This is a genomic window from Citrobacter sp. Ce006 (assembly GCF_030336535.1).
GTDB classification, from domain to species: domain Bacteria; phylum Pseudomonadota; class Gammaproteobacteria; order Enterobacterales; family Enterobacteriaceae; genus Citrobacter; species Citrobacter europaeus.
This window is the reverse complement of sequence record NZ_JAOWDO010000072.1, coordinates 746,002-768,924: the sequence shown is the minus strand read 5'-3', so window position 1 is coordinate 768,924 and position 22,923 is coordinate 746,002. Positions and strand designations below refer to the sequence as shown.

Here is a 22,923-nt window from a genome sequence, read left to right as displayed (position 1 = left end):
CTTACACCTCCTTCGGATTAGCCAGATAGCCTGTGGTATCCCCGGTCGGGCGGCTATTGGCGTTAGGTTTGATGACAATACTCGGTTTGGTAAAGTGCGCGCCCGGCAGTGGCGCGACCGCTGCCAAAGTACCGTGTTTTTTGCGCAACTCTTCAATCGGACCAAAATCCAGCGCACGCAGTGGGCAGGACTCCACGCAGATAGGTTTTTTGCCTTCAGCGACGCGCTCATGGCAGCCGTCACATTTAGTCATGTGCCCTTTTTCAGCGTTGTACTGCGGTGCGCCGTAAGGACAGGCCATGTGGCAATACCGACAGCCAATGCACACATCTTCATCGACTACGACAAAGCCATCTTCACGTTTGTGCATCGCACCGCTCGGACATACCTTGGTACAGGCCGGATCTTCACAGTGGTTACAGGCAATGGAGAGGTAATAAGCAAAGACGTTCTGATGCCAGACGCCGTTGTCCTCCTGCCAGTCACCGCCTGCGTATTCATAAATGCGGCGGAAGCTGACTTCAGGGGTTAAATTTTTGAAATCTTTGCAGGCCAGTTCGCAGGTTTTGCAACCGGTGCAACGACTGGAATCAATAAAAAATCCATACTGGGTTGTCATCGGCTACTCCTTACACCTTTTCAACCTGAACAAGGTTCGTGTGTGACGGGTTCCCCTTCGCGAGAGGAGACGGACGCTGGGTCGTCAGAACGTTAATGCACCCGCCCTGATCCACGCGTTTTGCATCCGGGTTATACCAGGCGCCTTCTCCCAATGCCACCACGCCGGGCATCATACGTGGTGTGACCTTCGCCTCGATATGCACTTCACCGCGGTCGTTATAGATGCGCACCTTGTCGCCGTTGTTAATGCCGCGTCGCTGCGCATCCATCGGGTTGATCCACATTTCCTGGCGGCAGGATGCTTTCAGAACATCTACGTTGCCATAGGTCGAGTGGACGCGAGACTTATAGTGGAAGCCGGTCAACTGCAGAGGGAATTTCTCCACCAGCGGATCGTTTAAGCTCTCAAAGCCTGGGGTGTAAATCGGCAGGGGATCGATCACATCACCTTCAGGAAGCTCCCAGGTTGCCGCGATCTCAGCAAGCTGCTGCGAATAAATTTCGATCTTACCTGACGGCGTGGTCAGCGGATTAGCTTTAGGATCTTCACGGAATGCCTTATACGCCACGTGATGCCCTTGCGGATCGCGCTGTTTAAAGATCCCTTGTTTACGGAATTCTTCAAACGTTGGCAGTTCAGGAATCGCTTTGCGCGACTGCTCGTAGAGATGGCGCATCCACTCTTCCTGAGTACGACCTTCTGTAAACTGCTGCTCGACGCCAAGGCGCTTCGCCAGCTCGCTGGTCATCTGGTAAATAGTCTTGCATTCGAATCGCGGCTTGATCGCCTGATCGGTGAAAATCACATAGGACATGTTGCCGCAGGAGGCATCCAGCGCGAAGTCCATCTGCTCAGATGCGGTGCAGTCCGGCAGCAAAATGTCCGCGTATTTCGCCGAGGAAGTCATATGGCAGTCGATGACGACGATCATCTCGCATTTGTTCTCATCCTGCAGGATTTCATGCGTACGGTTGATATCAGAATGCTGGTTAATCAGGCAGTTACCGGCATAGTTCCAGATCATCTTAACAGGAACATCAAGCTTGTCTTTACCGCGTACCCCGTCACGCAGGGCCGTCATCTCCGGGCCTCGCTCAATCGCGTCCGTCCACATGAACATCGAAATGCTGGTTTCAACAGGGTTTTCCAGCGTAGGCATACGTTCAAACGGCAAACTGTATGAGCCCTCACGCGCCCCGCTGTTGCCGCCGTTGATCCCTACGTTACCGGTCAGGATAGCCAGCATAGAAATGGCGCGGGTCGCTATTTCACCGTTGGCGTGACGCTGCGGTCCCCATCCCTGGCTGATGTATGCCGGTTTAGCGCTACCGATTTCACGCGCCAGTTTGATGATTCGATCAGCGGGAATACCAGTAATCTGCGCCGCCCACTCCGGAGTCTTGGCAATACCGTCCTTGCCCTGCCCTAGAATATACGCCTTGTAGTGACCGTTCTTCGGCGCATCGGCCGGTAAGGTTTTCTCGTCGTAACCTACGCAGTACTTATCGAGGAACGGTTGGTCAACCATGTTTTCGGTGATCAAGACATACGCCAGACCATTAACCAGCGCCGCATCGGTTCCTGGACGGATCGGGATCCATTCATCCTCACGACCAGCGCCGGTATCCGTGTAGCGGGGATCGATAATGATCATGCGGGCATTGGATTTTTGTCGCGCCTGTTCAAGGTAATAGGTTACCCCACCCCCGCTCATACGGGTTTCACCAGGGTTATTCCCGAACAGAACCACCAGCTTGCTGTTTTCAATGTCGGACGGGCTGTTACCGTCAGCCCAGCCGCCGTAGGTGTAGTTCAACCCGGCAGCGATTTGCGCTGAAGAGTAGTCACCGTAGTGGTTAAGGTAGCCGCCGCAGCAGTTCATCAACCGTGCCACCAGCGTTTTACCCGGCGGCCACGAGCGCGTCATGGTGCCGCCCAGCGTACCGGTGCCGTAGTTCAGGTAGATAGACTCGTTGCCGTAGTCTTTAATAAGACGCTGCATATTGCTGGCAATGATGTCGTAGGCTTCATCCCAACTGATGCGCTCAAATTTGCCTTCTCCACGTTTGCCGACGCGTTTCATCGGGTATTTCAGCCGATCGGGATTATAGACGCGACGACGCATGGAGCGACCACGCAGACAAGCGCGCACCTGGTGCAGACCGTCATAGTTGTCATCGCCGGTGTTGTCGGTTTCGACATACTTTATTTCACCATCGACCACATGCATACGCAGCGGGCAACGGCTACCGCAGTTCACCGTACATGCGCTCCAGATCACCTTCTCATTAATCTGTGACGGATTAAGGGCTTCTGCGGCATTTGCAATACGGGTAAATGGCAGGGTAAACGCGCTACTGGCCACCGCCAGTCCGCCTATTGCCGTCGTTTTCACCAAACCGCGGCGACTAACCTCAGCTGCCAGCACGGCATCGGGGATTTTAGTTTTCATAGTGGCTCACTCTGCTGCTCACAATAAAAAAATACAAACACTCGCTGTATAGTTTTTTATATAACGTTAATATCGATATACAGGCTGTTAAATACTGAATTTGCTAAAAGACAGAGATAAATACTGACTTTCATTCGAAGGCAGTATTACTCCTATGGGAGTAGTCGTTATTGTCCGACGTCAAACGGGCATAAAAAAAGCGCCCTGAGGCGCTTTTTTAGCAGAGAAAGGTAGCTTAGCCGATGAATTCCAGGCCATTCATGTACGGACGTAACACTTCAGGAACCTGAATACGGCCATCAGCCTGCTGATAGTTTTCCATCACCGCAACCAGCGTACGCCCAACCGCCAGACCGGAACCGTTCAGCGTATGCACTAAACGGGTCTTTTTGTCGGATTTGCTACGGCAACGCGCCTGCATGCGACGAGCCTGGAAATCCCACACGTTGGAGCAAGAAGAAATTTCGCGATAGGTGTTCTGCGCCGGGATCCACACTTCCAGATCGTAAGTTTTGCATGCGCCGAAGCCCATGTCACCTGTGCACAGGATGATCTTACGGTATGGCAGACCCAACAATTGCAGGACTTTCTCGGCATGACCGGTCATCTCTTCCAGCGCATCCATCGAGTCTTCCGGGCGAACGATCTGCACCATCTCAACTTTATCGAACTGGTGCATACGGATTAGACCACGAGTGTCACGACCGTAAGAACCGGCTTCAGAACGGAAGCACGGCGTATGCGCGGTCATTTTGATCGGCAACGCATCTTCGTCAATGATTTCGTCACGTACCAGGTTGGTCAGCGGCACTTCCGCCGTTGGGATCAGCGCATAGTTGCTGCTGTCCGCTTCTTCATCCAGCGGACGCGTGTGGAACAGATCGCCCGCGAATTTCGGCAGTTGGCCTGTACCGTACAGCGTGTCATGGTTAACCAGATACGGAACGTAGTTTTCGCTGTAGCCATGCTGTTCGGTGTGCAGATCCAGCATGAACTGAGACAGCGCACGGTGCATACGCGCGATCTGCCCTTTCATGACGACGAAACGAGAGCCGGTCAGCTTAACTGCCGCAGCGAAATCAAGACCCGTGTGCATTTCACCCAGGGTAACGTGATCGCGCACTTCAAAATCAAACTCACGCGGCGTACCCCAACGGCTGACTTCGACGTTGTCATTTTCATCTTTACCCACCGGAACGTCGTCCGCTGGCAGGTTAGGAATGGTCAGCGCAATGTCGCGGATCTCGGCCTGTAAGGTATCAAGTTCAGCTTTCGCGGCATCCAGCTCTTCGCCCAGTTTGTTCACTTCCAGACGTAAAGACTCGATATCTTCCCCGCGCGCTTTTGCCTGGCCGATGGATTTCGATCGAGAGTTACGCTCTGCCTGCAGGTTTTCAGTTTGTACCTGCAGAACTTTACGACGCTCTTCAAGAGCGCGCAGCTTATCTACATCCAGCTTAAAGCCCCGGCTTGCCAGTTTTTCTGCGACTGCGTCTGGCTCATTACGCAGCAGATTGGGATCGAGCATGCTTATCCTGTGCTTATCGAATTAAAATAGGAGAAAGTGACCACAGCCTGCGGTCACAGGGATACAGAGACAACATTACCGCAACGATAACACTAACGGTAGCGTTTTATAGGGCTATTTTGATCCTGTCCGGCGAGCCAGGCGAGCTTTTCGCCAATCTTGCCTTCAAGACCTCTGTTTGTGGGGTGATAATAGCGTGTTTGTGCCATTTCCTGCGGGAAGTACTCTTCTCCGGCGGCATAGGCATTAGGCTCATCATGGGCATAACGATACTCCTGACCGTAGCCCATCTCTTTCATCAGCTTCGTTGGCGCGTTGCGCAGGTGAACCGGCACGTCGTAATCCGGACGTTCACGGGCATCAGCCAGCGCAGCTTTGAAGGCGGTGTAAACCGCATTACTTTTCGGCGCGCAGGCCAGATAAACAATCGCCTGAGCAATGGCTCGTTCACCTTCTGCGGGTCCCACACGGGTAAAGCAATCCCATGCGGAAATCGCCACCTGCATGGCGCGCGGATCTGCGTTGCCGACATCTTCAGAGGCAATCGCCAGACAGCGACGGGCAACGTACAGCGGATCGCCGCCAGCGGTGATGATTCGCGCATACCAATAAAGCGCCGCATCCGGGGCGCTGCCGCGTACTGACTTGTGTAATGCGGAGATGAGATCGTAAAAACGATCGCCTTTATTATCGAAACGCGCGCTGCGTTCACCGGCAATTTCAGTGAGCAACTCGGCCTTCAATACGCGCTTGCCAGAATCATCAACTTCGGCCATATCGGCCATCATTTCCAGCGTATTCAGCGCCCGACGCGCGTCACCATTGACCAGTTCAGCTATCGCCCGACGCGTCTCTGGAGGCAGTACGATATCCTGGCCGCCGTAACCCCGCGCTTTGTCTGACATCGCCTGGTCAAGCACCTGTTCAATATCGTCGGAGGTTAACGATTTCAGTAAGTAAACGCGCGCACGCGACAGCAGCGCCGAGTTCAGCTCAAACGAGGGGTTTTCAGTGGTTGCGCCAATAAACGTGATGGTACCGTCTTCAATATGCGGTAAAAACGCATCCTGTTGGCTTTTATTAAAACGGTGAACTTCATCCACAAACAGGATCGTACGCCGGCCCGCGTTACGATTCTGACGCGCACGCTCAATCGCTTCACGAATTTCTTTTACACCAGAGGTCACTGCCGAAATTCGTTCGACATCGGCGTTAGCGTAACGGGCAATAACTTCGGCAAGCGTAGTTTTCCCCGTCCCCGGCGGCCCCCATAAAATCATGGAGTGCAGATGTCCGGCCTCGATAGCGCGCGGCAAGGGTTTACCCGCAGCCAGCAGATGCTGCTGGCCGATATACTGCGCTAAATTTTCTGGCCGCATACGCGCGGCCAGTGGCTGAAAAGTATTATCAGAAAAGTCGAGCGACAAATTGCTCACTCACACGCCTCTACTTACGTTGATCGTCAACCGTTACACCTTGCGGCGGGGTAAAGGTGAATTTAGAGGGTTCAATCGCACCATTCTGCTGAGATTTCAGCTGATAGCTGCTGCGCTGATCGTCTTGTTCAACGGCGCTAAACTGGTGGATAGTCCCGTCACGCCCAACATTGATAGTAAACTGCTTCAGGTTGCCGCTGCTGGTTTTTGGCGTCAGCACGAAATCATCGCCGTTTTGCTTAATGTTGTACTGCTGCCAGTCACTTGCCTGGTTACGCGCAATCAACATAAATGGCGTATTGCCCGTAGCGTCTTTCAGCCAGGTCGCAGTCGCCTGCTCAACAAACGGGTTGAAGAACCACAGCGTTTTACCATCGGAAACCAGGATGCTCTCATCAGGTTGCGTCATATGCCAGTTAAACAGATTAGGACGTTTAACCCATAAGTCACCCTGACCTTCCTGCACCGCCGCGCCGCTACCGTCCGTGACCTTCTGAGTAAAGCTGGCATGGAAGCTACTGACTTTATCCAGGCGGCTTTTCAGGTCGCTGGCAGCGTCAGCCCAGACGCTGCTCACCATAAAGCTCGACAGTAATGCACAGGTGATTGCGATTCTTTTCATCGTTATTCCTCAAAATACGTCACTCCCAACGGGGAGATCCCTCTGCTATCCATTTCAGGCCAAAAATCAGCATGAGGAAAGTAGAAAATACTGAATTACTTAACTTTGCAATCATTCGAAGGGCGGCGGAGCCAGCACTTCACGATTACCATTATGCCCTTGTTCGCTGACAATACCCTGCGCTTCCATCTGCTCGATGATGCGCGCCGCTCGGTTGTATCCGATACGGAACTGACGCTGGACGCCGGAGATTGAGGCTTTGCGTTTCTGGGTCACAAAGTTTACCGCCTGATCGAACAGCGGATCCAACTCTTCGCCACCATCAAAGCAGCCACCGCCGCCTTCGCTTTCGCTGTCAGAAGTAATGCCGTCGACGTACTGTGGACGACCGCGCGCTTTCCAGTCCTGAACCACTGCGTGAACTTCTTCATCGCGGACAAAGGCGCCGTGAACACGCACTGGGATCGTCGAGTTTGGTGCGGAATAAAGCATGTCACCCATACCCAACAGCGATTCCGCTCCGCCCTGGTCAAGGATGGTACGCGAGTCAATTTTACTCGACACGGTAAAAGCGATACGCGTCGGGATGTTTGCTTTAATCAGACCGGTGATAACGTCAACAGACGGCCGCTGGGTTGCCAGCACCAGGTGGATCCCCGCCGCACGCGCTTTTTGCGCCAGACGAGCAATCAGTTCTTCCACCTTTTTGCCAACTGTCATCATCAGGTCGGCGAATTCATCCACCAGCACAACGATATACGGCAGTTTTTCCAACACCGGGTGCTGAACATCCATGCTGTCACCCGGTTTCCAGTATGGGTCCGGAATCGGACGTCCCATACGGGCGGCTTCGGCGATTTTCTCGTTATAACCGGCAAGGTTACGTACGCCAAGCGCTGACATCAGCTTGTAGCGACGTTCCATTTCATTGACGCTCCAGCGCAAGGCATTAGCAGCATCTTTCATGTCGGTCACGACTTCGGTCAGCAGATGCGGAATGCCTTCATAAACCGACAGTTCCAGCATTTTCGGGTCAATCATGATAAAGCGAACGTCTTCCGGCTGCGCCTTGTACAGCATGCTGAGGATCATGGCGTTCACCCCAACAGACTTACCGGATCCGGTTGTCCCTGCTACCAGCAGGTGCGGCATTTTTGCCAGATCGGCCACCACCGGTTCGCCCGCAATATCTTTACCCAGCACCACGGTCAGCGGAGATGAGTTATCACGGAATTTAGCGTTATCCAGCACTTCACGCAGATAAACGGTTTGACGTTTTTTATTCGGTAACTCCAGTCCGACATACGGTTTGCCTGGTATAACCTCAACCACACGTACCGCCGCGGTGGACAACGAACGCGCCAGATCTCGCGACAGGTTAGAAATACGCGCCGCTTTAACCCCAGGAGCCAGATTAAGCTCAAAGCGGGTAATCACCGGGCCTGGAGAGTAGTTCACCACATCGGCTTTAATGCGGAAATCCGCCAGACGCGCTTCCACCAGACGTGCCATTTGCTCCAGCGCGAAAGTATCTATCGGCTCAACTTCGCTCGGCGGCGGTGTGAGCAAATCTAACGATGGCAGCGGCGTACTTGGACGGTGCGCCGGACGACTGTCGCCATTACGCATCAGGAGCGGATGGATCAGACTATCCTGCGTTGGCGGTGTAGCCGGCTGTGCTGGCTGCTGATAGTGCTGCTGCGGAGCGACTGGCTGCGCCGGTTGCTGATATTGCTGCTGCGGTGCGACTGGCTGCGCCGGTTGCTGATAATGCTGCTGCGGTGCGACTGGCTGCGCCGGTTGCTGATATTGCTGCTGCGGTGCGACTGGCTGCGTCGGTTGCTGATAATGCTGCTGCGGTGCGACTGGCTGCGCCGGTTGCTGATAATGCTGCTGCGGTGCGACAGGTTCCTGGTACTGTGGCGCAGACTCCGGCATTACGCCTGGCGTAAACAACGGCTCATGCGGGCCCTCATCCACCAGCGTTTTCATCGGCGAAAATTCAAAGTCATCGAGCGAGAACGGATTTGCCCCGGCAGGCTGTTCACCGGAATAGCGTTGCTGCTGGGAAGAGGCAAACTGGCGAGCCAGTTCCGCTTCTGCGGCTGAATCTTCGTCATCAGTGTGATTGGTATCATCCTGATACTCTTCGCCATAGCGGTGCTGCTGCGATTGGGCAAACTGACGCGCCAGCTCATCTTGCTGCATCGCATCAATTTCATCGTCACTGTACGCATCTGTATCAAGCTGCTCTTCGCGCGCTTTCTCTTCAGCCATACGCTGTGACGGCAATTTGATGCCATACGACGCCAATTCCCGACGAGTAGGTACGCGCACTCGATTCGGACGCGGTAACTGCGGACCAATACCCTCTTTCACCTGTGGACGCGGCGCACCGCTACCCGCAAGGCTAAAGACAGGTGCTGCGGCAGCGGCCTCCGCTCCTAATGCGGCGTTTTTTACACCGGCAGCCAGCGGCGCAACGGCAGCAACAGACTCAACGGGCGGAATGGATACAGCCGTCGGCATAGATGGCATAGACGGCTTAACACGTTCAGGCTCCTGAACAGGCTCTGGTATCGGTTGATACCAGGCAGCCAGTTGCTCGCGCTCGCGCGCACGTTTCTCTTCCACTTCTTCAAAATAGTAGAGCGGCGGACGAGTCGGTTTAACCTCTTCTACCAGCGGTTCAGATTCCACCACAGGCGGTTGTTCAACTACAGGCTGCTCGAACGTATTGTTCTGTTGAAGAGTTGATTCCTGCTGATACACAGGTTGCGGCACGGGCTCCGGCTGATAAACAGGCTGCTGGAGCGTGGAATTTTGTTGAAAGGTTGCTTCCTGCTGATACACAGGTTGTTGCACATGTTCCGGCTGAAAAGTGGATTCAGGTTGCCAGTTTTGCTCCGTGGTGAACGCCTGCGGTTGCGGCGCAACGGGTTGCGCATAAGCGGGTTCAGCAGTCTGTGGCGCGTAATATTGCGGCTGCGGATTCTGCTCCACAACCGGCTGCTGCCATGGCTCATACTGCTGTTGTACCGGTGGCTGCGCGTACTGGGTTGGCTGCGGATAACCTTCTGGCGCTGGTGCAATCACCGCATCACCGGTTTGCGGGCCAGGTGCGGTTTGCCAGGCTACGGCTGGGGCCTGTTGTTCCAGAACAGTGCTGGTCACGGGCGATGTTTGCAGCAGCGGATCAACCGGCGCGCTCCAGGCCTGCGCGGCCGTTGTAGCTGCCGCGGCGGCGGCTACTGGCTCTGTCACCGAATGACCATTCAGCAGTGGGTCGAGTTCGTCATATTCAGGCAGCGTCGCGCGATTACCAGAAAACAGCACATCGTTAGGATCGGCAACAACGCCACGGGCGCTGTATTCAATTTCGTCTTCATCATCCATGCGTTTGCCGGAGAACAGCGCCGCATCGGTATGACGGCCAAGCGGGTTGGTAAATTTCTCCGCCAGACGCTTACGACGCGCTAACGCACCGCGCAGAATACGAGCCCGGCGCGATTCATGGGGTTTGCCATCAGCGGCATCGACAGACTCGTCTTCATCTTCATATTCTTCGTCATCGACCCAGGTATCGTCGCGGCGGGTACGGTTGCTGGCAAAGGTCAGGATATTGAGTAACCAACCGCCCAGTTTTTCCGCAATACTCACCCACGACCAGCCGGTAAACAGCGTTAATCCCGCAGCCCAAATACACAATAGCGTCAGCGTACCGCCGCTGCTGTGCAGTAAGGGTTGCAGCGTCGTACTGAGCAGACTGCCGATCACGCCGCCAGAGGCGAAATACCAGATGTCATCGGCATTGATTGCGGCAAGCCCGCAGGAGGTGAGAATCAGTGCCAAAACGCCAATAATGCGCAGCGAAACGGCAAAATAATCGACGTATTCGTCGCTGGCCTGGTGTCGCCATGCAAACCAGCAGCCGCCGACAATGATGACAGGAATGGTGTAGGCCATGACGCCGAAAATAAAGAACAGCGTGTCCGCCAGCCATGCTCCGGGTATTCCGCCCAGATTATGGATAGGTTCGTGCCACGCGGTTTGCGACCAACTGGGATCCGAAGGGTTAAAGCTGAGTAAGGCAGCCATCAACCAGACGGCAAAAAGGGCAATAAGAATCAGTAGCGCTTCCAGAAGTCGGCGCCCGCTGCTTAACTTCGTCAATGTGACGTCTTTGTCTTCAGTGTATTCCTGGCTCAAAAACGGCTCTCCAGGTTTCAGGCTTTTCCTGCCCGATGCTAAAACGGACAACAGCACCGGGTCACCCCGGCACTGTTGCTGTATGGATTAACAGGAGTGTAATCAAACTGCGTCGATTTTGCACCTGTTCCGTGTTAGCGCGTCTTAATTACCAGACGATTGCTCTGTTTGACTTCTTCCATTACTACATAGGTACGTGTGTCATTCACGCCAGGCAGACGCAGCAGGGTTTCCCCTAACAGCTTACGATATGCCGACATATCCGGTACGCGTGTTTTCAGCAAATAGTCGAAATCACCGGAAACCAAATGACACTCTTGAATTTCTTCAAGTTTTTGTACCGCAGAGTTAAATTGTTCAAACACATCCGGGGCGCCACGATTCAGAGTAATCTCAACAAAAACCAGAAGTGATGCATCCAGATAATGTGGGTTTAACAGCGCTGTATAGCCCTGAATGAAACCCTGTCTTTCCAACCGACGCACACGCTCAAGGCAGGGCGTTGGTGAAAGTCCCACACGTTTAGAAAGCTCGACGTTAGAAATACGCCCATCCTTTTGCAGCTCATTAAGAATGTTACGATCGATACGGTCGAGATCTTTGCCAGGGCGCTTCTTACTATCTACCATTATTATTGTCTCTCTGTATTCCTTCCCTACTCCTGCCTGACTCTACCAACATCACTGTTCAGAGCCGCTACCCATCAAAATAAACCGCAACCCAGAGGGATTTTCGGTTCGCAATGCCTGGGCTTATGGTGAGAAGACCGTTGCCTGTCGGCGGCTATCGACATCACGAATGGCATCTGTCCACACCATGCGTAGATTTCGCTAACACGGTAAACATGGTATCTACATGCATGATTATGCAGCATATACATGACACAGTTTTTTTCTTCCTTGAATGTTTTCGCAAAACAGCAGGTGATTGTCAAAGCAAAACATCGATTTTTAGTACAACATGCCAGTTATTCATTCGCAGTGATGGAAAATCGTCATTTTATCACCTTATAACTGACCGATTTTAAGTAGAAATCGTTATAGTATTACGCCTAATTCACCCGCTCATCGGTTTCTGCTATTACACATATTGTTAACAAAATCGCCATACTCTTTTTTTACGCCTGCAAATTCCCTACAATCCTGCTCATTGCCTGCCAACAACTATGGGGATCTCATGGGCACAACCAAACACAGTAAACTTCTTATTCTGGGCTCTGGCCCTGCAGGATATACCGCTGCGGTCTACGCTGCGCGCGCTAACCTGCAACCGGTACTGATTACCGGTATGGAAAAAGGTGGTCAGTTGACCACAACGACAGAAGTGGAAAACTGGCCTGGCGATCCGCACGATCTCACGGGCCCCCTGCTGATGGAGCGTATGCACGAGCATGCGACCAAATTTGATACTGAAATCATTTTCGATCACATCAGCAAAGTTGATCTGCAAAATCGTCCTTTCCGTCTGACCGGCGACAGCGGTGAATACACCTGTGACGCGTTGATCATCGCTACCGGCGCTTCAGCGCGTTATCTGGGTCTACCCTCGGAAGAAGCATACAAAGGCCGTGGCGTTTCCGCCTGCGCGACCTGCGACGGTTTCTTCTACCGTAACCAAAAAGTTGCGGTGATCGGCGGCGGCAACACCGCTGTTGAAGAAGCGCTGTATCTGGCGAATATCGCATCTGAAGTGCATTTGATTCACCGCCGCGACAGCTTCCGCGCCGAAAAAATTCTCATCAAGCGTTTGATGGATAAAGTTGAAAACGGCAACATCGTGCTGCACACCCACCGCACGCTGGAAGAAGTGACCGGCGATCAAATGGGCGTTACCGGACTGCGTCTGCGCGATACGCAAAACACTGACAACGTGGAGTCACTGGACGTTGCCGGTTTGTTTGTCGCTATCGGTCACAGCCCGAATACCGCCATTTTCGACGGTCAGCTTGAGCTGGAAAATGGCTACATCAAAGTTCAGTCCGGTATTCACGGTAATGCCACACAAACCAGCATTCCGGGTGTCTTCGCAGCCGGTGACGTGATGGACCATATTTATCGCCAGGCGATCACCTCTGCGGGCACGGGCTGTATGGCTGCGCTTGATGCCGAACGTTATCTCGACGGTCTGGCGGACGCTTGCAAATAAGTTTTACAAATCAGTAACAAAAGTAAAAAAGGCGACTATAAGTCGCCTTTATTTTTGCCTCGTTGTAACATTGCCCTGCCCAAAAATTCCAATAACTCACCTGCTAAGCGTGCAATGAATAAAACCCGTCAAAAAGAGCTGACCCGCTGGTTAAAACAGCAAAGTGTAATTTCCCAACGATGGCTGAACATTTCACGCCTGTTGGGATTCGTGAGCGGTCTGTTAATCGTCGCTCAGGCCTGGCTCATGGCCCGAATTCTGGACCATATGATAATGGCCAATATTCCCCGAGAGGCGCTTCTGCTTCCTTTCATCGTGCTGGTATTGATTTTCATCCTGCGGGCATGGGTCGTCTGGTTACGCGAGCGGGTCGGGTTTCACGCAGGGCAGCATATTCGCTTTGAAATTCGCCGCCAGGTGCTTGACCGTCTGCAACAGGCAGGTCCTGCCTGGATACAGGGTAAACCAGCCGGGAGCTGGGCTACGCTTATCCTGGAGCAGATTGACGATATGCATGACTACTATGCGCGTTATCTGCCGCAAATGGCGCTGGCCGTATGCGTCCCGTTATTGATTGTGGCTGCGGTGTTCCCGTCAAACTGGGTGGCCGCTCTTATACTGCTCGGAACAGCTCCGCTGATCCCATTGTTTATGGCAATGGTCGGTATGGGCGCAGCCGATGCTAACCGCCGCAATTTTCAGGCTCTTGCTCGTCTCAGCGGCCATTTCCTTGATCGTCTGCGGGGCATGGAGACGCTAAGAATATTTGGTCGTGGTGAAGCCGAAACGGAAAGCATCCGCGCTGCGTCACAGGATTTCCGCCAGCGCACCATGGAAGTCCTGCGCCTGGCATTCCTGTCATCCGGTGTCCTTGAGTTCTTTACATCGCTTTCTATTGCGTTGGTCGCGGTTTACTTCGGTTTTTCCTACCTCGGAGAGCTCGATTTCGGCCACTACGGGACGGGCGTCACGTTGGCTGCTGGCTTCCTCGCGCTCATTCTTGCGCCGGAATTTTTCCAGCCACTGCGCGATCTGGGCACCTTTTATCACGCCAAAGCGCAAGCCGTTGGTGCAGCAGACAGCCTGAAAACCTTTATGGAAACCCCGCTGGCTCATCCAGAGCGTGGCGACATTGAGCTGGCGACGAAAGACGCCGTTTCAATTGAAGCGCAAGATCTGGTCATCACCTCGCCGGAAGGCAAAGTGTTGGCCGGGCCGCTCAACTTTACCCTGGCAGCCGGTCAACGCGCTGTACTGGTTGGACGCAGCGGTTCCGGCAAAAGTTCGCTGCTCAATGTCCTGTCTGGTTTCCTTTCTTATCAGGGATCGCTGCGAATTAACGGCTTTGAGCTACGTGATCTGTCGCCTGATTGCTGGCGTAAACAACTGTCATGGGTCGGGCAAAACCCGCAGCTTCCAGCCGCCACGTTACGTGAAAACGTGCTGCTGGCTCGCCCCGATGCCAGCGAGGAGCAGCTACAGGCCGCACTCGACAGCGCCTGGGTCAGCGAGTTTTTACCCCTGCTTCCGCAGGGCGTGGATACGCCAGTAGGCGATCAGGCGGCTCGACTTTCCGTCGGACAAGCGCAACGCGTTGCCGTGGCTCGCGCCTTACTCAATCCCTGTCAGTTACTGCTGCTGGACGAACCCGCCGCCAGCCTTGATGCGCACAGCGAACAACGCGTGATGCAGGCGTTGAACGCGGCATCACGCCGCCAGACCACGCTGATGGTGACACACCAGTTGGAAGATCTTACCGACTGGGACGCTATCTGGGTGATGCAGGACGGGCAGATCGTTGAACAAGGCACCTGGACCGAACTTAGCTCAGCCAACGGGGCTTTTGCGACATTACTGGCTCATCGTCAGGAGGATATCTGAATGCGCGCTTTGCTACCTTATCTGACGCTGTATAAACGTCACAAATGGATGTTAACGCTGGGGATCGTTCTGGCGATCGTCACGCTGCTGGCAAGTATTGGTTTGCTGACGCTTTCAGGTTGGTTCCTGTCGGCTTCTGCGGTGGTTGGTGTCACCGGGATTTACAGCTTTAACTATATGCTCCCTGCTGCCGGGGTGCGCGGTGCAGCAATCACCCGTACCGCGGGGCGTTATTTCGAGCGCCTGGTCAGCCACGACGCCACGTTCCGCGTGCTGCAACATTTGCGTATTTATACCTTCAGCAAACTCTTGCCGCTCTCGCCTGCTGGCCTGTCTCGTTATGGACAGGGGGAATTGCTCAACCGCATCGTAGCAGATGTCGACACGCTCGATCATCTGTACTTACGCGTACTCTCTCCGCTAGTGGGCGCTTTTGTCGTCATTATGGTGGTTACACTGGGGCTAAGCGTTCTCGATTTCACGCTGGCTATCACTCTCGGCGGTATTATGCTGCTGACCTTATTTATCCTGCCCCCGCTCTTTTATCAGGCAGGCAAAAGCACCGGACAAAGCCTGACGCATCTGCGTGGACAATATCGTCAGCAGTTAACGTCCTGGCTGCAAGGCCAGGCTGAATTGACCATTTTTGGCGCCAGTGAACGCTACCGCGCTCAAATGGAAGCCACCGAGTTACAGTGGCACGAAGCCCAGCGACGCCAGTCTGAATTAACCGCGCTGTCACAGGCGGTCATGCTGTTAATTGGCGCGCTGGCGGTAATAATGATGTTATGGATGGCCTCAGGCGGCGTGGGCGGCAACACCCAACCAGGCGCACTGATCGCGCTGTTTGTTTTCTGTGCGCTGGCGGCGTTCGAAGCGTTGGCGCCAGTCACCGGCGCGTTTCAGCATCTCGGTCAGGTCATTGCCTCCGCGCTGCGCATCACCGAGTTAACCGAACAGCAGCCAGAAGTTACCTTCCCGGATGCCGGCTCTCCGGTTCCTGAGCAGGTCACCCTTACGCTACGCGATGTGTCATTCAGCTACCCGGGTCAGGCACAAAAAGCGCTCGATACCCTTTCCCTGCAAGCCTCACCCGGTGAACACATTGCGATTCTTGGTCGTACCGGCTGCGGCAAATCAACGCTGCTGCAATTGTTGACCCGCGCATGGGATCCGCAGGGTGGCGAAATCCTGATTAACGAGCAGCCGATTGCTACCCTTAGTGAAGCCACGCTGCGCCAGTGCATCAGCGTCGTGCCGCAGCGCGTACACCTGTTCAGCGCAACGCTTCGAGATAACCTGCTGCTGGCGGCACCGCACGCCGAGGATGACGCATTAGCCGCGATGTTGCGCCGCGTCGGTCTGGACAAACTGCTTGAGGATGATGGACTCAACGCCTGGCTGGGTGAAGGCGGTCGTCAGCTTTCTGGCGGTGAGCTCCGTCGTCTGGCTATCGCCCGCGCCTTATTGCACGATGCTCCGCTAATGCTGCTGGATGAACCTACCGAAGGGCTTGATGCCACAACGGAAAGCCAAATGCTTGAATTAATTAGCGATGTCATGCGCAATAAAACCGTACTGATGGTGACACACCGCCTGCGCGGGTTGTCGCGTTTTGATCAAATAATAGTAATGGACAACGGACAAATTATTGAGCAAGGTAATCACGCAGATCTGTTAGCCAGGCAGGGGCGTTATTACCAGTTTAAGCAACGTCTGTAAGCTATTATTGAACGATCAAACTCGCGTAGTGGAGTTTCGCTGTCATGCGCCTGGTGCAACTGTCCCGCCATTCTATAGCCTTCCCGTCACCGGAAGGCGCTTTACGCGAGCCTAACGGTTTGTTGGCGCTTGGCGGCGATCTCAGTCCCGCCCGCCTGCTGATGGCCTACCAGCGCGGTATTTTCCCATGGTTTTCACCCGGCGACCCCATCCTCTGGTGGTCGCCCGATCCGCGCGCTATTCTTTGGCCCGAGAAATTTCACCTCAGCCGCAGCATGAAACGCTTTCATAAAAATTCGCCTTATCGCGTGACGCTCAATTACGCGTTTGGTCAGGTGATTGAAGGCTGCGCGAATGACCGGGAGGAAGGCACCTGGATAACGCATGATGTGGTGGACGCATACCATCGCCTGCACGAACTGGGGCATGCGCACTCTATTGAGGTGTGGCGACACAATGAATTAGTGGGCGGTATGTATGGTGTGGCGCAAGGCACGTTGTTTTGTGGCGAATCGATGTTCAGCCGTCAGGAAAATGCGTCCAAAACCGCACTGCTTGTTTTTTGCGCTGAATTTATCCGTCAGGGCGGAAAATTAATCGACTGCCAGGTATTAAATAGCCACACAGCTTCGCTGGGGGCGGTCGAAACACCGCGTCGGGAGTACCTTGAGCACCTGAGCAGACTGCGTCAGCAGCGGCTACCGAGCCATTTCTGGGTTCCCAGGACGTTATTTTTACCTCAGAGGTGAATGTTTTCGGCACATTTTTTGTCGGGGTGTTATAATTGTCGCGCAGAGTTGGTTTAGCCCATTACCCCGCCGCCGTTAAGGAACAGTTCGCGTCAGGCAACGCCTATCGTTTATCTCCTCGTTCCCTTACACGTTGCGCTTTAAGTGCAGCTTTGCTGTGTGGTTAGAGTAATGCGCCAAACCCGATTTGCTGTGTTTTAAACGCACAAATCTTTACTTATTAAAAGAACTTCGGCATTATCTTGCCGGTTCAAATTACGGTAGTGATACCCCAGAGGATTAGATGGCCAAAGAAGACAATATTGAAATGCAGGGTACCGTTCTCGATACGTTACCTAATACCATGTTCCGCGTAGAGTTAGAAAACGGTCACGTGGTTACTGCACACATCTCCGGTAAAATGCGTAAAAACTATATCCGCATCCTGACGGGCGACAAAGTGACTGTTGAGCTGACCCCGTACGACCTGAGCAAAGGCCGCATTGTCTTCCGTAGTCGCTGATTGTTTTTAACGCCCGAATGGCGTCCAGATTATAAAAGGTCGGTTTAACCGGCCTTTTTTGTGGGCTGAGGTCAGGTATTTAATCCTCAATCATCCGCGCATATTCTTCCGTTAAGAAATCCACTAATGCGCGCACTGAAGGTAATAATCCCCTGCGTGATGGGAAGACGGCGTGAATAATTTCTCGCTTAGGTTCCCAGCCGTCAAGCAACGCGACCAGTTCACCCGCGGCTAATTGATCTTTTACCATCAACTGCGGAAGTTGCACAACACCTACGCCAGCGACTGCGGCTTCACGTAACGCCAGCATATCGGTGGTAATCATTCGCGGCGTGAAATGTACCTCTGCCCGCGCACCCTGCGGGCCAAATAACTCCCACCGATGCACATGTTTACCCGAGGCCAGACTCAGGCCCGGCCAGCGTGTCAGCTCCGCCGGAGAGTGTAGCGCCCCCATTTGCTCAATTAACTGCGGGCTGGCATATAAACGATGTCCCCTGTCTGCAAGTACCCGCATCACCAGATCGCTATCCTCAAATGGCCGGGGCCTGACGCGGATCGCCACGTCCAGGCCTTCTCCAACAACGTCCACGCGTCGGTTAGTGGCCTCCAGTTGTACGGATACGTCAGGATAACGCGCCATAAAACGGGCAAGCATTGGCCCGATATGCACATGCAGCAACGTAACAGGACAAGTCAGCTTCACAATCCCACGCGGTTCAACCTGTAACGCGGCGATGGCATCCTGCGCCGCCTGCGCTTCAACCAACATCGCCTTACAGTGTTCGTAAAAGGTTTGCCCAACTTCCGTCACGTTAAACTGGCGAGTGGTTCGCTGAATCAGTCGGACTCCCAGCCTCTCTTCCAGTTGCGCTATACGTCGGCTCAGTTTTGATTTTGGTTCATCAAGCGCCCTACCCGCCGCTGCAAATCCCCCTTCCTCTACAACATGCACAAACCATGCAAAATCATTGAGATCCGGCTTCGTCATTTTATTGTCCTATTAATGAGACAGTGAGGATTATTTTAGCTACTACTCAGCTCGCTGTCATGAATATAAGCTTATTCACATCAAGACAACGCCTTAGAGGAGACACATATGAAACAAGTAACAGGCGTCTACACCGCACCTCGCCCACACTGGGTTGGCGATGGATTTCCGGTCCGCTCGATGTTCTCTTACCAGTCTCATGCTGAGCAACTAAGCCCGTTCCTGCTGCTGGATTACGCCGGTCCGCATACATTCACTCCGGGTAACGAAAAACGCGGCGTAGGCGAACACCCGCACCGTGGTTTTGAGACGGTGACCATCGTTTACAGCGGCGAAGTTGAACACCGTGATTCAACCGGTCGCGGCGGCATTATCGGCCCCGGCGACGTGCAGTGGATGACTGCCGGTGCAGGAATATTACACGAAGAGTTCCATTCACCTGAATTTACCCGTCAGGGTGGCGAACTGGAAATGGTGCAACTGTGGGTCAATCTACCGGCAAAAGACAAAATGGCCGTACCGGGTTATCAGGGCATCAGCAGCGATGTTATTCCGACCGTCGCCCTGCCCAATGAAGCAGGCAGCGTTCGTGTGATTGCAGGCAGCTATCAGGATACGAAAGGCCCGGCACATACCTTTTCGCCGCTGAACGTCTGGGATATGTGCCTGCAACGTAATCATCAGCTTACGTTGTCCCAGCCTGAAGGATGGAGCACCGCCCTGGTGGTATTAAAAGGCAATATCACCGTAAACGGCACCACGTCTGCCAGCGAAGCGCAACTGGTGGTGCTAAGCCAGCAGGGCAAGACGCTACACATTGAAGCCACCAGCGACGCCAGCGTGCTGCTGCTGTCTGGCGAGCCGTTGAACGAGCCGATTGTGGGTTACGGTCCGTTTGTGATGAACACGAAACAAGAAATCGCTGAAGCCGTACGCGATTTTAACTCCGGCCGCTTTGGCCAAATCTGAATCGAAGGAGAAGAATATGTCCAGTCCTGCAAACTTTAATGGCTCACGTCCGGTCATCGATGTGAATGATTCCGTCATGCTGCTTATCGATCATCAGAGCGGGCTGTTCCAGACCGTCGGCGATATGCCAATGCCAGAACTGCGTGCGCGTGCCGCCGCGCTGGCTAAAATGGCGACCCTGGCAAAGATGCCGGTGATTACCACGGCATCCGTACCACAGGGGCCTAACGGTCCGTTGATTCCAGAGATCCACGCCAATGCGCCGCATGCCCAATACGTGGCGCGTAAAGGTGAAATCAACGCCTGGGATAACGAGGACTTCGTGAAAGCGGTCAAAGCGACGGGGCGTAAAACGCTGATTATCGCCGGTACGATTACCAGCGTGTGCATGGCTTTCCCGGCCATCAGCGCGGTTGCGGAAGGCTACAAGGTTTTCGCTGTGATAGACGCTTCCGGTACTTACAGCAAAATGGCGCAGGAAATCACCCTGGCTCGCGTTGTTCAGGCTGGTGTCGTGCCAATGGATACTGCCGCCGTCGCTTCTGAAATTCAGGGCACATGGAACCGTGAAGACGCCGCCGAATGGGCGGAAGTGTATACCAAAGTCTTCCCGGCTTATCAGTTGCTGATCGAGAGCTACGGCAAAGCTCAGGAAGTCGTGACTAACGGCGAAAAACTGGACTCTCAGCGCTAATCCTCTCCTCCGCGCCAGCCCGGGCGGAGGAATATGTACATTGCGTAACCAAACGAGAGTGAACACGTAAATTCTGCTTGACCGTTTTAGCGCAACTCCCTATAGTAGCGCCCCGTTGCCCCCCAAGCGGTCAGGCAGCAATACAATATGGTGAGGTGTCCGAGTGGCTGAAGGAGCACGCCTGGAAAGTGTGTATACGGTAACGTATCCGGGGTTCGAATCCCCGCCTCACCGCCATATTTTAAGAAGAGCTCGTACGCAAGTACGGGCTTTTTTTTCGCATGTTGCACATCTGCGGGGGGATGAGAAACCCCGACCGGGGTTCGACTACTGGCGTAGCCAGTTGGACAGACCGGGAGCGCAGCGAACGGGCTGCCCCAAAGGGGCGAGCGAAGCGAGTCAATCCCCGCCTCACCGCCATATTTTAAGAAGAGCTCGTACGAAAGTACGGGCTTTTTTTTCGCATGTTGCATTTGCCGGATTCGGCGCTTCGCTTAACAAACCTACAAATGACGAACAGCCTGTAGGCCTGATAAGCGAAGCGCCATCAGGCAAGTTAGTTTTGTCGGCTGAGAAGCGTTAATACTTCGTAGTGCGCGGTGTGTGGAAACATATCGAAAAGCTGGACACGTTCAATGCGATATCCAGACAACTCGCGAATATCCTTCGCCATGGTTTGGGCATTACAGCTGGAATAAACGATAAAACGCGGCGCCATGCGGGAAAGAAAATCACACAGCGGCTTACCAATTCCCCGACGCGGCGGATTCACCAGCACCAGGTCAGGCACTTCGCCCTGGGCGGTAGCAAACTGGGTCGAATTCAGCGCCTGAAAATGCAGATTCTGTAACCCAAGCTCCTGCGCAGACTGTTTCGCACAGGCAATCGCCTCTGGTGCAATTTCAATCCCCGTCAGTTTCATCTGCGGTGTGGCGCAGTGCAGACCAAAGCCCCCGACGCCGCAAAACAGATCCCACATATGATTAACCGGAAGCTGACGCACCCAGTCGCGCGCCGTGGCATATAAATGCCCCGCCACCACCGGGTTGGTCTGGAAAAAGCTCTGCGGGCGGATCCACAACGGCACATCGTTAAAGCGTTCCGCCAGCGCCTGTTGTTCCGTCAGGAAGATTTCACTCTCCCCTTCCATAATCGCCATATGCACAGGCTGAATATTGGCGGTGATCACTTTTAACTGCGGCAGCTGTGCCTGTAACCATGGCAGCGCCGCGCGCAGTTGGGCCAGTTTTGCCTCGGAACGCAGGACAAAACGCAGCATCATGCCGCCATCGAACCGGCTTTCCGTTAACAGCAGATACTTCAGCTCCCCGCGTTTACGCGCCACGTTATAGGGCGTTAACCCCGCACGGGCGATAAACGGTTTGAGCGCGGCAAATACGGGCGCAAAAGACGCAGGATAGAGCGGACAGTCGCACAAATCCTCCGGCGTACCGTCACGATGCAGCATCCCCAGCAGCGGTTTTTCCACGCTGCCGCTGACCACCATTTTGGCTTTATTACGAAAAGCGCTTTCCGGGCCGCTGACCGGCACGCACCATTCTCCGACCGGATAATCAGCCAGTAGATTCTGCAGATCGGCTGTTTTTGAGAGGAGTTGATCGGCGACTGGCTGTGTTATCCACTGACAGGAGCGACAGCGTTCGGCGTCATAAAGTGCGCACTGCATACAAAAACCTACAAATTAACAGGGGGCCAAGATTATATACCCGTCATACTTCAAGTTACAGGTGCGTTGGCTGTGCTCACTCACCCCAGTCACTTACTTATGTAAGCTCCTGGGGATTCATTCTCTTGCCGCCTTCCTGTAACTCGAATTATTTAGGGTATTAACGTTATTGCAAACGGAAGAACCGTCTGCTGGACGCAGGAACAAACAGCAGTAGTAACACCAGTATATCCGGCAATTTTTGCATCACCAGCGTATGCAGGATTTCACGCCTGGACTCCCCCGCAATACTGAACAGTTCCGGGTATCCGTAGCCCAACGAAGCCGCCCACAGATAGACGCTAGCGATAATCTGGGTCAGCAGATAGATCCAGCGCGCCCAGTTTCGTCCTTTGACCAGCGAAAATGCGCAGTAAATTTCGACAAACAGCAGCACCAGGCTACCCAGAAACACCAGCGTCAAATTCCAGGTCTGTACGCTGCGATGAATAAATTCGCTGGTTCCGCGAAACCCGAGCGTATTAAAAATCATCAACAGATCGAGACAGCGGATCATAATAATAGCCAGCGCCGCCACCTGCACCAAAGCAGGGACGTTTAAGCGAGCATGTGATGTGGATGATTTCTTAAAAAATCCCAACGCGTCGTCTTCCATGAAAACGGCGCAGCCACCACAGCTGCGCCGTATAGACAGGTTGGCAGATTTTAGTTTTT

The 22,923-nt window shown here is 53.8% G+C and carries 17 protein-coding genes and 1 tRNA gene; 8 read left to right on the top strand and 10 right to left on the bottom strand.

Translation table 11 applies throughout. The features are described from left to right. Position 1 precedes the first annotated feature (1 nt). The 7 genes from OGV94_RS17945 to lrp form a co-directional block, all read right to left on the bottom strand. The gene (locus tag OGV94_RS17945; protein WP_003035741.1) at positions 2 to 619 is read right to left on the bottom strand and encodes a DMSO/selenate family reductase complex B subunit; all 618 of its coding nucleotides are present in this window, start codon (positions 617 to 619) and stop codon (positions 2 to 4) included. Between the two features lie 10 nt (positions 620 to 629). Continuing rightward, positions 630 to 3,074, bottom strand: coding sequence for a dimethylsulfoxide reductase subunit A (dmsA, locus tag OGV94_RS17940; RefSeq protein ID WP_220772000.1), 2,445 nt, complete (start codon positions 3,072 to 3,074; stop codon positions 630 to 632). Between the two features lie 235 nt (positions 3,075 to 3,309). Beyond that, positions 3,310 to 4,602 carry a serine--tRNA ligase gene (gene serS, locus OGV94_RS17935; RefSeq protein WP_003831902.1) on the bottom strand — a complete coding sequence of 431 codons (1,293 nt, stop codon included), beginning with the start codon at positions 4,600 to 4,602 and terminating at the stop codon, positions 3,310 to 3,312. 92 nt (positions 4,603 to 4,694) lie between these two features. Beyond that, the gene (gene rarA / locus OGV94_RS17930; RefSeq protein WP_043015745.1) at positions 4,695 to 6,038 is read right to left on the bottom strand and encodes a replication-associated recombination protein RarA; all 1,344 of its coding nucleotides are present in this window, start codon (positions 6,036 to 6,038) and stop codon (positions 4,695 to 4,697) included. Positions 6,039 to 6,048: 10 nt separating this feature from the next. After that, positions 6,049 to 6,660, bottom strand: coding sequence for an outer membrane lipoprotein periplasmic chaperone LolA (lolA, locus tag OGV94_RS17925; protein WP_043015744.1), 612 nt, complete (start codon positions 6,658 to 6,660; stop codon positions 6,049 to 6,051). A gap of 111 nt (positions 6,661 to 6,771) precedes the next feature. Next, on the bottom strand, positions 6,772 to 10,869 hold the full coding sequence (gene ftsK / locus OGV94_RS17920) for a DNA translocase FtsK (protein WP_286523892.1): 4,098 nt from the start codon (positions 10,867 to 10,869) through the stop codon (positions 6,772 to 6,774). Between the two features lie 134 nt (positions 10,870 to 11,003). Beyond that, positions 11,004 to 11,498 (bottom strand): leucine-responsive transcriptional regulator Lrp, encoded by a 495-nt coding sequence (gene lrp, locus OGV94_RS17915; protein WP_002439523.1) that lies wholly within the window; start codon positions 11,496 to 11,498, stop codon positions 11,004 to 11,006. Between the two features lie 547 nt (positions 11,499 to 12,045). Between lrp and trxB the strand changes: the two genes are divergently transcribed. From trxB to infA, 5 genes are all read left to right on the top strand, one after another. Continuing rightward, on the top strand, positions 12,046 to 13,014 hold the full coding sequence (gene trxB, locus OGV94_RS17910) for a thioredoxin-disulfide reductase (RefSeq protein ID WP_043015742.1): 969 nt from the start codon (positions 12,046 to 12,048) through the stop codon (positions 13,012 to 13,014). A 114-nt stretch (positions 13,015 to 13,128) separates the two neighbouring features. Further along, the gene (cydD, locus tag OGV94_RS17905; RefSeq protein WP_043015741.1) at positions 13,129 to 14,895 is read left to right on the top strand and encodes a heme ABC transporter permease/ATP-binding protein CydD; all 1,767 of its coding nucleotides are present in this window, start codon (positions 13,129 to 13,131) and stop codon (positions 14,893 to 14,895) included. Beyond that, positions 14,896 to 16,617, top strand: coding sequence for a heme ABC transporter ATP-binding protein/permease CydC (gene cydC / locus OGV94_RS17900; RefSeq protein ID WP_286523888.1), 1,722 nt, complete (start codon positions 14,896 to 14,898; stop codon positions 16,615 to 16,617). Positions 16,618 to 16,661: 44 nt separating this feature from the next. Next, positions 16,662 to 17,366 (top strand): leucyl/phenylalanyl-tRNA--protein transferase, encoded by a 705-nt coding sequence (aat, locus tag OGV94_RS17895; protein ID WP_075144931.1) that lies wholly within the window; start codon positions 16,662 to 16,664, stop codon positions 17,364 to 17,366. A 283-nt stretch (positions 17,367 to 17,649) separates the two neighbouring features. After that, positions 17,650 to 17,868 carry a translation initiation factor IF-1 gene (gene infA / locus OGV94_RS17885; RefSeq protein WP_002211347.1) on the top strand — a complete coding sequence of 73 codons (219 nt, stop codon included), beginning with the start codon at positions 17,650 to 17,652 and terminating at the stop codon, positions 17,866 to 17,868. A 79-nt stretch (positions 17,869 to 17,947) separates the two neighbouring features. Here the strand turns inward: infA and OGV94_RS17880 are convergent, their stop codons facing one another. Then, positions 17,948 to 18,859: a LysR family transcriptional regulator gene (locus OGV94_RS17880; RefSeq protein WP_043015739.1), complete on the bottom strand. Its 912-nt coding sequence runs from the start codon at positions 18,857 to 18,859 to the stop codon at positions 17,948 to 17,950. A gap of 108 nt (positions 18,860 to 18,967) precedes the next feature. On the opposite strand from OGV94_RS17880, the gene OGV94_RS17875 reads away from it, so the two are divergent. The 3 genes from OGV94_RS17875 to OGV94_RS17865 all read left to right on the top strand — a co-directional run bounded on the left by OGV94_RS17875 (position 18,968) and on the right by OGV94_RS17865 (position 20,759). Then, the gene (locus OGV94_RS17875) at positions 18,968 to 19,828 is read left to right on the top strand and encodes a pirin family protein (protein WP_220772006.1); all 861 of its coding nucleotides are present in this window, start codon (positions 18,968 to 18,970) and stop codon (positions 19,826 to 19,828) included. A gap of 16 nt (positions 19,829 to 19,844) precedes the next feature. Next, the gene (locus OGV94_RS17870; protein WP_043015737.1) at positions 19,845 to 20,522 is read left to right on the top strand and encodes an isochorismatase family protein; all 678 of its coding nucleotides are present in this window, start codon (positions 19,845 to 19,847) and stop codon (positions 20,520 to 20,522) included. A gap of 149 nt (positions 20,523 to 20,671) precedes the next feature. Beyond that, positions 20,672 to 20,759: transfer RNA gene (locus OGV94_RS17865), tRNA-Ser, on the top strand. Positions 20,760 to 21,078: 319 nt separating this feature from the next. On the opposite strand, the gene rlmC is transcribed toward OGV94_RS17865, so the two are convergent. Together rlmC and OGV94_RS17855 are read right to left on the bottom strand one after the other, a co-directional pair. Further along, the gene (rlmC, locus tag OGV94_RS17860; RefSeq protein WP_286523887.1) at positions 21,079 to 22,209 is read right to left on the bottom strand and encodes a 23S rRNA (uracil(747)-C(5))-methyltransferase RlmC; all 1,131 of its coding nucleotides are present in this window, start codon (positions 22,207 to 22,209) and stop codon (positions 21,079 to 21,081) included. 166 nt (positions 22,210 to 22,375) lie between these two features. Further along, positions 22,376 to 22,864 carry a YbjO family protein gene (locus tag OGV94_RS17855; protein WP_181633946.1) on the bottom strand — a complete coding sequence of 163 codons (489 nt, stop codon included), beginning with the start codon at positions 22,862 to 22,864 and terminating at the stop codon, positions 22,376 to 22,378. Between the last annotated feature and the right edge of the window lie 59 nt (positions 22,865 to 22,923).

What these genes read in the sequence shown, in the direction of transcription:
- OGV94_RS17945 (WP_003035741.1), bottom strand. Translation starts at nt 619, where the DNA reads ATGACAACCCAGTATGGATTTTTTATTGATTCCAGTCGTTGCACCGGT.
- dmsA (WP_220772000.1), bottom strand. Translation starts at nt 3,074, where the DNA reads ATGAAAACTAAAATCCCCGATGCCGTGCTGGCAGCTGAGGTTAGTCGC.
- serS (WP_003831902.1), bottom strand. Translation starts at nt 4,602, where the DNA reads ATGCTCGATCCCAATCTGCTGCGTAATGAGCCAGACGCAGTCGCAGAA.
- lolA (WP_043015744.1), bottom strand. Translation starts at nt 6,660, where the DNA reads ATGAAAAGAATCGCAATCACCTGTGCATTACTGTCGAGCTTTATGGTG.
- lrp (WP_002439523.1), bottom strand. Translation starts at nt 11,498, where the DNA reads ATGGTAGATAGTAAGAAGCGCCCTGGCAAAGATCTCGACCGTATCGAT.
- trxB (WP_043015742.1), top strand. Translation starts at nt 12,046, where the DNA reads ATGGGCACAACCAAACACAGTAAACTTCTTATTCTGGGCTCTGGCCCT.
- cydD (WP_043015741.1), top strand. Translation starts at nt 13,129, where the DNA reads ATGAATAAAACCCGTCAAAAAGAGCTGACCCGCTGGTTAAAACAGCAA.
- cydC (WP_286523888.1), top strand. Translation starts at nt 14,896, where the DNA reads ATGCGCGCTTTGCTACCTTATCTGACGCTGTATAAACGTCACAAATGG.
- aat (WP_075144931.1), top strand. Translation starts at nt 16,662, where the DNA reads ATGCGCCTGGTGCAACTGTCCCGCCATTCTATAGCCTTCCCGTCACCG.
- infA (WP_002211347.1), top strand. Translation starts at nt 17,650, where the DNA reads ATGGCCAAAGAAGACAATATTGAAATGCAGGGTACCGTTCTCGATACG.
- OGV94_RS17880 (WP_043015739.1), bottom strand. Translation starts at nt 18,859, where the DNA reads ATGACGAAGCCGGATCTCAATGATTTTGCATGGTTTGTGCATGTTGTA.
- OGV94_RS17875 (WP_220772006.1), top strand. Translation starts at nt 18,968, where the DNA reads ATGAAACAAGTAACAGGCGTCTACACCGCACCTCGCCCACACTGGGTT.
- OGV94_RS17870 (WP_043015737.1), top strand. Translation starts at nt 19,845, where the DNA reads ATGTCCAGTCCTGCAAACTTTAATGGCTCACGTCCGGTCATCGATGTG.
- rlmC (WP_286523887.1), bottom strand. Translation starts at nt 22,209, where the DNA reads ATGCAGTGCGCACTTTATGACGCCGAACGCTGTCGCTCCTGTCAGTGG.
- OGV94_RS17855 (WP_181633946.1), bottom strand. Translation starts at nt 22,864, where the DNA reads ATGGAAGACGACGCGTTGGGATTTTTTAAGAAATCATCCACATCACAT.